The organism is Flavobacterium sp. (assembly GCF_013823965.1).
In the GTDB taxonomy this organism is placed as follows: Bacteria; Bacteroidota; Bacteroidia; order Flavobacteriales; family Flavobacteriaceae; genus Flavobacterium.
Window position 1 is genome coordinate 1 of record NZ_PNNA01000029.1, and the last position, 9,840, is coordinate 9,840.

Below are 9,840 nucleotides of genomic sequence, written 5' to 3' on the forward strand. Positions count from 1 at the left end.
GGTGATGGGGAATGTCCCTGAAAAGGGGCGTTCCGCTCACCAAGGCGAAGCCGGAGCCCGATGGAGTGCAGCCCGGAGGGATGTACTCCATCTCGTTTATATGTGTGACAAAATCACACAAAGCCATCCGTTTTTGGGTAGATATGTGTGACAAAAGTCACATATTATTTAGTATCAAATATATTAATTTTTTCTTACAAATCATCAAAAGGACTTTTTATTTGTTGAATACTTTTTGTGCTAACGTGCGTATAAATTTCGGTAGTCTTGCTGCTATTGTGTCCTAATAGTTCTTGTATGTATCTCAAATCGGTGCCGCTTTCCAGCAAATGTGTGGCATAACTATGACGCAACCAGTGTAGGGTAACTGGTTTTTTGTTTCCAACTTTTTGAAGAGCTTGTTTTAAAACGCTTTGTAAACTATATTCAGAATATTGTTCTCCTATATTTTGTCCTTCAAACAGCCAAATTTTAGGTTTACATCCTAAATAATATTCTCGAAGCATTTCTAATATTTTTGGCGACAAAGGAGCAATTCTGTCCTTTTTACCTTTGCTTTGGCGGATGATTACAATTCCTCTTTTAGAATCAATATCAGTTGGTTTTAGATTTAAAAGTTCGCTTCTACGCAAACCACAACTATAAATCAGCGAAAGCATCATTTTGTGTTTGATGTTGCTGTGGGCATTCAGGATCAATTTTACTTCTTCTTTGCTCAAAACATTGGGTAAAACCTTGGCACGTTTTGGGCGGTGAATGGTATCGACAACAATGGATTTATTTTGTACAGTTCTAAAAAACAATTTCAATGCATTGACGATTTGGTTCTGGTACGAAGCCGAAAGATTGTTTTTTAAAATATACTCGTTGTTGTAAACAATCACGTCTTCATTGGTAATTTCGGCAACGGGTTTGTTTCGATAAAACACCAAGAAGGATTTTAAAGCTTCACTATAAGTAATAAGCGTGCTTTCGCTATAACGTTTGGATCGCATCCATTGCTTGAATTTCTCGATTTGGGCAATACCTTCGCTCGAAGGGATACCGTGTGATAGCGGTCTGATTTTAAACCGAATCCGGTTTTCCTCCGTGTCCGGAAGGTGCCAAACGCCCAAAGTTTGACTCCAACGCGAACCTTCGAGTTTTTTTATGCGAGCAATCCATTCCGTATTTTTTTCAAAATAAACCGCGATTCTTTTTTCCTTTTTATGTGTGATGATTTTGGCTTCCCATTTCATAATCAGAGCTTTAGTTTGGCTAAAATAAAGAAAATTACAATAACATCGAATGCTTTGCTTTATATGAAAAACAAGTTCATCGTCTTCTGTTTTTACATTCTTTAGTGCCTGTTTTTGTTTCCATAACTTAAGTTAAACTAATTCCTATATATCTTTTAGTTAATTCCTGTACAGCTTTAATATTATTTCCGTACAATTTTTTATTAAAAGATGTACAGCAATTGATTGTGATTTAACCAAGAAGTATTAATTTAGCAATTGACAATATTTTTTTTAAACCCGAGAATTGCTAAGCCATGGCTGTATCTTTTAAAATGGTGCCCAAAAAAAACAATCTGGCCACACCACCAGAAACCAAATATTATCCTTGTGCGGTACACAATGGCGAGGTCAATCTAGACCGTCTGGCCTCAATAGTCGCTTCACAATCAACTGTGAGTCGGGCAGATTGCTATGGCGTAATTATTGCCTTGACCCAAGCCATAGGCGATGCCCTCTCGGAAGGGCGCATCGTAAAGATAGAAGAGCTGGGAACTTTTCAAATCACTTTGCAAGGTTTGCCTGCAGATACTCCTGACGATTTAGGAAAATCGAACATCAAAGGAGCCAATGTCATTTACAAACCTTCCAGGAAGATGAAACAAGCCGTGAGACAACTCACGTACAAAAGGATTCGGTAAAACGGAATTTTTCATAAAAATCCCTGCTTCATCAAAATAGGAGCAAATAATTTTAAACTGCAAATAAAACAGTGCACTTTGCAAAAAACTTTGCGAACTTTGCCATAAATAATACGACATGAAAATAAATCCAAAAAACGGAATCGACAAGCTCCTTTTCGGAATGAAACAAAACGACGTTATCGCCCTTTACGGAAAACCCAACCGAAATTACAAGGACGAAGACGACAACATTATTTTTGCCTACAATACCCTGAAAATGCGGTTGACTTTCTATCAGGAAGAAGATTTCAGGCTGGGCTATATCGTGGCTTCGAGTCCCGACTTGGAATTGTTTGGCAACAAAATCATGGGCAACAAAATCAGTGCAGTCAAAAAAGAACTGGCCTCAAAAGCAATCACCAAGTTTACCCAAGAAGATTTTGACACTTTCGAAAACTATTTCAACGAAGACAACTGGTTTATCCTGCAAACGGAATTTGACGAAGTGGTAAAATTTGAAATAGGCGCCATCATCAACGCCAAAGACGAATTCGACTGGAAGTTTGGAAAAAAATAACACTTCATGACCATAATTTGAAATAAAAAACCCGACAGGGTTTATAATTCTGTCGGGTTTGTCATACTAATTTATAAAATATCGAAGTAAACTAGTGTTTGTCATTTCTCCTTCGTCGAAATTGTAAAGAAGGCTTAATTCGGTAACGTATTTATCATTTCAATTGGTCTTTTACCGTCAATTCCTTTATGCTCTTTGCGCTTTCTTGGTAAACTTTGCGGTTAAACATTTTTTATTTATTGTTTTACTTCCGCTTTGATTTCTGTCATTTCTATTTCAAAAACAAGATTGGCATTGGGTGGAATCACGCCACCGGCACCTCTTTCGCCATAGGCAAGTTGAGAAGGTATGATGACGATGGCTTTGTCGCCAAAAGTCATCAAACCCAATGCCTCCAAAAATCCAGGAATCATGCCGTCTTTTTTCCCGGCTTCAAACGGGAAAGGGGCATAACCACCTTGAGCGGCTCTATTGGCATCATATTTTCCGTAGGCTTTGGCAACTTCTTCAAAGTTGCTGTCAAACAAGGTTCCGTCTTCAAAATAGCCGGCATAACTAATGTTTACGGAAGTTCCATCAGCGGGTTTTACACCAGATCCTTTTTGGGTAATTTTATGGATTAAACCAGAAGGTGTTTGGGCTCCAGTGGCTTTTGTGTTGGCTATGAAGGCGGCTTTTGCAGCAATAACGCCGGCGTATTTTTCCATATAGGCTTTTTTGGCCGCGGCTTCAAGGGCTGCTTGCTTATTTTTGTTTTCGGCATCAATCAAGGCTTGTTTCTTGGCATCTTCGGCTTTATTGGAATAGTAATCCGAGAATACTTTGGGTGCGTCAAATGCCTTGGCCGATGCACCGTTGCGGGCAATGGTCACTTTTAAAATGACATCATCTTGGGCAATCAAGTTCACGATATCCATTCCTTGCGTCACGTGGCCAAAAACAGTGTGTTTCCCGTCTAACCAGGAGGTTTCTTTGTGCGTGATAAAGAATTGGCTTCCATTGGTCGCCGGGCCGGAATTGGCCATCGAAAGTATTCCTCCTTTGTTGTGTTTCAAATCCGTGAATTCGTCTTTGAAGGCATAACCCGGCCCACCAGAACCATTTCCGGAAGGATCGCCACCCTGAATCATAAAGTCCTTGATGACTCTGTGAAATTTCAAACCATCGTAAAAAGGCTTCCCTTTTAGTTTCTCATTGGTTACAAAGGGGTTTTTTCCTTCTGCCAATGCGATGAAGTTTGCCACGGTAACCGGTGTTTTTTGGTATTCTAATTGTACGACAATGTTCCCTTTGTTGGTGGCAATCGTTGCAAAGATTCCTTCGGCAACTGCCGTGGTTTTTGGAGTTGGCTTAGCGGTTGGGGTTTTCTGCGCCGCCGGCATTGGTTTTTTTGTTGCTGCTGGCTTTTTGGCAGTTTGCGCTTGCAGGCCCAACATTCCCATAAATAATAATACCAAGATTTTAGATTTCATTTTTTTCTAATTTTAAGGTCTAACTTGTTTTGTTTGTCAAATAGTTTATTGTGGCAGTGATTCCAACAACTCGATTTCAAAAATAATATTCGCGTTTGGTGGAATGACGCCACCGGCTCCGGCTTCTCCATAACCCAATTTAGATGGGATAAAGATCACGGCTTTGTCGCCAAAAGACAGTTTTTCCAATCCTTCGATAAAACCGGGAATCATTCCGTCTTTTCGTCCCGCTTGAAATGGAATGGGTTGGTATCCTCCTTGGGCGGCCCTGTTTTCATCATATTTTCCAAAAGCTTTTGAGACTTCTTCAATGCTGGAATCAAACAAGGTGCCATTTTCTAGAAACCCGGCATAATGGATGTAAATGTTGGCGCCGCTTGCCGGTTTTTTTCCTCCGGCTTTCTTGGTTATCACATATTGCAATCCGGTGGGAGTTTTCGTTGCATTGGTTTTTAAGGCGGCCAGGGAAGCGGCTTTTTGATCGTAAACGGCTTTGAATTTTGCATTTGCGGCAGCATCAAGAGCCATTTTGTTCTTTTGGTTTTCCGCTTCAACGGCAAAATAATCCCGGAATGTTTTCACGGCATCAAACTTTTTGGCCGCTTCTCCATTTCTGATAATGGTGATTTTGTTCATAAAATCATCTTGTACAATGGCGTTAACCACATCCATTCCTTTTTCGACCACATGCCCAAAAATGGTGTGTTTCCCGTCTAACCAGGGGGTTTCTAAATGTGTGATAAAAAATTGGCTGCTGTTGGTGGCAGGACCATTATTGGCCATGGCCAAAACACCGCCTTTGTCAAAACGCATGTCGGTGATTTCGTCCTTGAATTTATATCCGGTATCTCCAGAACCGGTTCCCAGTGGGTCTCCACCTTGTATCATGAAATCCTTGATGACCCTGTGAAATTTCAAGCCGTCATAAAAAGGTTTCTTTTTAAGGTTTTCATTGGTGATGAATTCATTTTTTCCTTCGGCCAAAGTCACGAAATTGGCCACGGTGATAGGCGCTTTTTCATAATCCAATTGTACGATTATGGTTCCTTTGTTGGTTTCGATTTGGGCATACAATCCGTCAGGAAGGTTGTTGGTTTCCTCTTTTTTGCAGGAATACAACGAGGCAGTGAGCAGTAACAGGAATAGAATCTTTCTTTTCATTTTAAAACTTGTTTTATTAATGGGTTAAAGTGTCATTTGATTTTGATGTAGTGGTGTTTTCCGCTTTGGGCGGAGTTGCTGTCCCAAACTGGATTTCTTTTTTGAAAGCTTCTTCCGATATGAAATCATGCAGCGTCACGGTACAAAGCAAAGGCTGGTTGGTACCAATTTTCTTGTCGTCGCCGTGATACCCATATGCAATGTGCGAAGGGAAAAGGAAAATTACTTTCTCTTTTTTATGCATCAATTTGATGCCTTCCCTCAATCCGGTCATGATGTTTTGTTTGTCGACAGCATAAGTTTGGGGTCTTAATTCGATTTCGGAATAAATGATGTTTCCTTTCAAATCCTTGATTTCATAATCAAAAAAAGCTACATCTCCCTTTTTGGGAGTCAAGGTGTCTTGTATGTTTTGAACCACGTACGAGTACCAATATCCTTTGGTGGAGGCAAAGTATTTAATTTTGGGATTGCTTTTAATCAAGGAATCAATTTGTCCTTCTTCGCCGGCAATTAACTTCTTGTTTCTCTCTGCCGATTTTTTCATGAAACTTCCAGATGCCCTGGAAATAGGTCTTCTGGCTTCTTGAGATTGTTTGCAACTGGCAACTAAAATGGCAACCAAAAAGGCAAATGGAATAAGTTTAGAATATTTCATACTGGTATGTTTTGATTTTGCAAGGGTTCTTTGTGTTACCGCATTTTACAGGTGTTTGTTTGCAACAAACTCGTGTAGAGGCAATTTCAGGATGCTTTATGTTTTTAGTTTGGTTACCAATTCTTCAAATTGACGCACGGTTTCTTCCATCGACAATACCGATTTTCCTCCGGCAGCATTGCGATGTCCACCACCATTGAAATGGGCTCTGGCAAAAAGATTCACGTCAAAATCGCCCTGGGAACGGAAAGAGATTTTGATGATTTTCTCTTCGGCATTTTCGATAAAAATCGCCGTAAAAACAATGCCCTTGATGCTCAACCCATAATTGACGATGCCTTCGGTGTCGCCTTTTACGTGATTAAAGGTATCCAATTCTTCTTGGGTAAGCGTGGTATAAGCGGTTTTGTGTTCGGGCAAAACCTGCATATTTTGAAGCGCCCTGCCCAACAATTGCAACCTGCCATAGGAACTGTTGTCGTAAAGCAGTGTTGGAATCTCCGTGTTTTCAACGCCCAAATCAATTAAATCGGCTATGATTCTATGGGTTGTCCCCGTTGTTTTTGGAAAACGAAAAGAACCTGAATCGGTCAAGATTCCCGTATAAATACAGGTGCCTATGGTTTTGTCCAAGTCTGGTTTCTTGCCAAGGAAGCAAATGAAATTGTACAACATTTCGCAAGTGGAGCCAAAAGCGGTATCCGAATAGGTGACTGCCGCATAAGCATCCGGCGATTGATGGTGGTCAATCATCACAAAAGGAGCGGTCAGCTTGTTGAGCACATTTTCCATTTCGCCCACACGATGCAAAGCATTGAAATCAAGGGTGAAAACGAGTTCGGCTTCTTCGAGTATTTTGGTACTGTTTTTTTTGTCTTTTTCAAATATTTTAACGGTCTCCGAGCCTGGCATCCAAGCCAAAAAATCCGGAAATTCATTGGGAGAAACCACGACGGGATAGTGATGGTTTTTTAATAAAAAATGATACAATCCAAGGGTGGAACCCATCGCATCGCCATCAGGACTGCGATGTGGAATAATGGCAATTTTTTTTGGAGTCGATAACAGCAACTGTATGGCTTGAATGTCTTGTTCTTTCATAGTTTGCGAATTTACATTTTTTTAATGTAATCTTCGAAACAATTATAGTTTTAACAAACTTTAACACAACTAAAAATCCTCTAGATTTTGTCTTTTAATCCGTTGGTACAAGCGGTATTTGGCTCCCTTTACAAGCTGCGAATGATAAATCCCGATGGAACCCGAGCAGAAATAGGCAACCACACAAGCAATCCCAATGAACAGGCCACTTTCCATGCCAAAAAGTTCCATCCCCATAACGGTGCAAGCGATGGGAGTGTGGGTGGCTCCCGAGAATACGGCCACGAATCCCATTCCGGCCAAAAGGGCTATGGGTAAAGGAACAACCAGTGACAAAGCGCTTCCCAATGTGGCACCGACGAAGAACAGCGGCGTCACTTCGCCCCCTTTGAAACCGGCACCCAGCGTGAATCCGGTGAACAATATTTTGAGTAAAAAATCGAACCATTGGTTTGGAGTCAGGAAAGAATCGACAATCGTCGGAATGCCCAGACCTATATATTTTGTGCTTCCAATGGCAAAAATGGCGAGGGTTAAAATTAGTCCACCCACAAATGGCCGAAGCGGTGGATAGGATATTGTTTTAGAAAATAATCTGCCCCAAAAATGGGTCGTCCTGGAAAACAACATCGCGGCAAGACCAAACAAAACACCAACGGCAATGAGCCACGCAAGAGTAGTCAATGTCATTGTGGGTACAATGGGAATCGTGTAATGCGTGTGTTTTACCTGCCAAAATTCAACCGTGAAATAGGCAACATAGGCCACTGAAAAAGAAAGAAAAATGTTTTTGAAATTGATTTTACTGAAGTACAAAACTTCCAAAGCAAACAAGGCTCCCGCCAAAGGCGTGCCAAAAACAGAGGCGAAACCAGCACTGATTCCCATGATGATGAGTGCCTTTCTGTCGGAATTGTTGCGTTTGTCTCTCGTCCCTTGACTGCGCTCGGGACGACGTGCTGGAGTGGACAGTCTTGAAAATTGGTCGGCGATTGCTCCGCCCATTTGCACGGCGGTTCCTTCACGACCGGCAGAACCACCAAAAAGATGCGTGATTAAGGTGCTGATCAGTACCAAAGGCGCCATTTTTAACGGAATGGTCTTTTGGGGTTTTTCGTATTCTTCGAGCAATAAATTATTGCCTTTCACGACTTCGTTACCATAATAATGATACAATAATCCAATGCAAAGTCCGCCTATTGGCAAGAGCCAAATTATCCCATTATTGTGTTCCCTAAATTGGGTAACCCATTCCAACGACACTAAAAAAAATGCCGAAGCGGAACCCGAAAAAAAGCCTATTAAAACACAAATGAAAATCCATTTGAAGGTAAGAAGGGTGATTTTTTGTAGGTTCATTTAAAGGTTTTTTAGCCACGAATTACTCAAATTAACACAAAAATGATTTGTTCTGAATTCACACTTTTTTAAATCAGATAAAATAAAATTTAAGACAATTCAATTTTGAAATTGAATGCAATTTGTGATAATTTGTGGCTTATTGTTTTCTTAAAAATTATTCAGCAACAACAGCAGTAAATTCTATTTCCACCAAATATTCAGGAGCTACCAATTTGCTGATTTCATAAAAACCGGTTGCCGGTTTTATGTCTTTAAAAAAAGTGGCATGCGCTCGGGCAACATCCTCAAAACTGGTAATGTCGGTAGTGAAAATCCGGGTGCGAATCACGTCTTTCATTCCCACGTTCAGGTCTTCGAGCACTTTTTCGATTCGTTCCAAAATGTTTAAGGTTTGTGCATAAGCATCATCGGCTTTTACTTTTTCACCATCCACAATGGCTACTGTTCCTGACACTTCGATGGTGTTTCCTATGCGAACGGCGCGACAATAGCCCATTTTGTCCTCCCATGGTGAACCTGTCAAGATATTTTCTCTTTTCATTTGGATTGTTTTAGTTTATGGTGTTGTTTTTTAATGTGTTGGAATGGCGATTCAAGTTTTGGTATATTTTTTGCAATTTAGGAAAAAATAGAGAAATAAAAAATCCTGATTTTTATGTAAAAAGTGGAATAGGAACATTGATCCCGGAATGACTTCTTCCCTGCGATGTAATAAATTCCACAATTGAATGTTATAAAGTAAAGAGTTCCTTAGTCACCAATAGTGAAGCGCCATGAAAAGAATATTGTTTTTGATCATCATGTTAGGCCTGTCGTTAAAAGGGTTAGCCCAGGAAGAATTCAAGCCCAAGTTTAAAGCCATTCCTGCCAAGAAAGCGAAGACTAAGGAAGTCGTTCCTCCAAAAGTAGTTTTGCCAAAAATCACTCCGCCCGAGCTGGCAATAATACCGGAACCAACACCGAAGTTTAATCCGGAAGATCTTTTTAAAGATGGCAATTTGTATCTGAAAGAGAATAATTCAAAAGGAATATTCTACAGGCGAAACCAATATTTGGGTAGTTTTAAAACCAAGTCATTCACTTCCACCATTCGGTTTCGGGATGCTGCATTTGTGGATGGCGACAAGATACGAGTATATTTGAATGACAAGATGATTGAACCCGAAGTTGTTTTGGCGGGCGATTTTAAAGAATTCAAGATTAAATTGGAAAACGGGAGCAACAAGATCGATTTTGAAGCCTTGAACGAAGGTTTTGCTTCCCCGAATACGGCTGAATTCCAGGTTTATGACGAGCAAGGAGTTGTTGTTGCGGCAAGCCAGTGGAACGTGGGCACAGGGTATAAAGCGGCCCTGCTATTGGTCAAAGAATAGAAAACGACCATAATGCTAAATAGGGGTTTTCTTTTCCGCAAATGAAAAGACCCGGTTTTTATTTATGTTATTTTTGTGATTTTGGTTTCTTAATTTCTATTATTTTTGGACTTTTATAAATATTGATTTGTCAATAAGAAAAACGACATGAAGCGAATTCTTTTTTTTATTTTTTGGATAGGTTTTGTTGCCAAGAGCTTTAGCCAGTTTGACTCCAATATCAAATTCAAACCCAT

Annotated in this window: 10 protein-coding genes; 3 read left to right on the forward strand and 7 right to left on the reverse strand. The window is 40.3% G+C overall.

From position 1 onward, the window contains the following. Positions 1-194: 194 nt before the first annotated feature. Positions 195-1,238, reverse strand: a complete 1,044-nt coding sequence (locus tag C0430_RS03095; protein ID WP_290865377.1) for a site-specific integrase — start codon at positions 1,236-1,238, stop codon at positions 195-197. 296 nt (positions 1,239-1,534) lie between these two features. On the opposite strand from C0430_RS03095, the gene C0430_RS03100 reads away from it, so the two are divergent. Further along, entirely contained in the window at positions 1,535-1,918 is a 384-nt protein-coding gene (locus C0430_RS03100) for an HU family DNA-binding protein (RefSeq protein WP_290865379.1), read from the forward strand. Between the two features lie 118 nt (positions 1,919-2,036). Further along, entirely contained in the window at positions 2,037-2,477 is a 441-nt protein-coding gene (locus C0430_RS03105) for a hypothetical protein (RefSeq protein WP_290865381.1), read from the forward strand. Between the two features lie 236 nt (positions 2,478-2,713). On the opposite strand, the gene C0430_RS03110 is transcribed toward C0430_RS03105, so the two are convergent. From C0430_RS03110 to C0430_RS03135, 6 genes are all read right to left on the reverse strand, one after another. Beyond that, positions 2,714-3,949 carry a peptidylprolyl isomerase gene (locus tag C0430_RS03110; RefSeq protein ID WP_290865383.1) on the reverse strand — a complete coding sequence of 412 codons (1,236 nt, stop codon included), beginning with the start codon at positions 3,947-3,949 and terminating at the stop codon, positions 2,714-2,716. A 45-nt stretch (positions 3,950-3,994) separates the two neighbouring features. After that, positions 3,995-5,110: a peptidylprolyl isomerase gene (locus C0430_RS03115; RefSeq protein ID WP_290865385.1), complete on the reverse strand. Its 1,116-nt coding sequence runs from the start codon at positions 5,108-5,110 to the stop codon at positions 3,995-3,997. A gap of 16 nt (positions 5,111-5,126) precedes the next feature. Continuing rightward, positions 5,127-5,768 carry a gliding motility-associated peptidyl-prolyl isomerase GldI gene (gene gldI, locus C0430_RS03120; protein ID WP_290865387.1) on the reverse strand — a complete coding sequence of 214 codons (642 nt, stop codon included), beginning with the start codon at positions 5,766-5,768 and terminating at the stop codon, positions 5,127-5,129. A gap of 96 nt (positions 5,769-5,864) precedes the next feature. Then, positions 5,865-6,869, reverse strand: a complete 1,005-nt coding sequence (locus C0430_RS03125; protein ID WP_290865389.1) for a bifunctional oligoribonuclease/PAP phosphatase NrnA — start codon at positions 6,867-6,869, stop codon at positions 5,865-5,867. A 69-nt stretch (positions 6,870-6,938) separates the two neighbouring features. Continuing rightward, entirely contained in the window at positions 6,939-8,228 is a 1,290-nt protein-coding gene (locus C0430_RS03130) for a voltage-gated chloride channel family protein (RefSeq protein WP_290865390.1), read from the reverse strand. Positions 8,229-8,385: 157 nt separating this feature from the next. Next, positions 8,386-8,772, reverse strand: coding sequence for a RidA family protein (locus C0430_RS03135; RefSeq protein ID WP_290865392.1), 387 nt, complete (start codon positions 8,770-8,772; stop codon positions 8,386-8,388). A gap of 232 nt (positions 8,773-9,004) precedes the next feature. Here C0430_RS03135 and C0430_RS03140 point away from each other — a divergent pair, with 232 nt between their 5' ends. After that, complete coding sequence (locus C0430_RS03140) at positions 9,005-9,604, forward strand: hypothetical protein (protein ID WP_290865394.1); 600 nt, start codon at positions 9,005-9,007, stop codon at positions 9,602-9,604. Positions 9,605-9,840: the final 236 nt, after the last annotated feature.

Coding starts and splice junctions, on each gene's coding strand:
- C0430_RS03125 (WP_290865389.1), bottom strand. CDS start 6,869: ATGAAAGAACAAGACATTCAAGCCATACAGTTGCTGTTATCGACTCCA.
- C0430_RS03095 (WP_290865377.1), bottom strand. CDS start 1,238: ATGAAATGGGAAGCCAAAATCATCACACATAAAAAGGAAAAAAGAATC.
- C0430_RS03100 (WP_290865379.1), top strand. CDS start 1,535: ATGGCTGTATCTTTTAAAATGGTGCCCAAAAAAAACAATCTGGCCACA.
- gldI (WP_290865387.1), bottom strand. CDS start 5,768: ATGAAATATTCTAAACTTATTCCATTTGCCTTTTTGGTTGCCATTTTA.
- C0430_RS03110 (WP_290865383.1), bottom strand. CDS start 3,949: ATGAAATCTAAAATCTTGGTATTATTATTTATGGGAATGTTGGGCCTG.
- C0430_RS03105 (WP_290865381.1), top strand. CDS start 2,037: ATGAAAATAAATCCAAAAAACGGAATCGACAAGCTCCTTTTCGGAATG.
- C0430_RS03130 (WP_290865390.1), bottom strand. CDS start 8,228: ATGAACCTACAAAAAATCACCCTTCTTACCTTCAAATGGATTTTCATT.
- C0430_RS03135 (WP_290865392.1), bottom strand. CDS start 8,772: ATGAAAAGAGAAAATATCTTGACAGGTTCACCATGGGAGGACAAAATG.
- C0430_RS03115 (WP_290865385.1), bottom strand. CDS start 5,110: ATGAAAAGAAAGATTCTATTCCTGTTACTGCTCACTGCCTCGTTGTAT.
- C0430_RS03140 (WP_290865394.1), top strand. CDS start 9,005: ATGAAAAGAATATTGTTTTTGATCATCATGTTAGGCCTGTCGTTAAAA.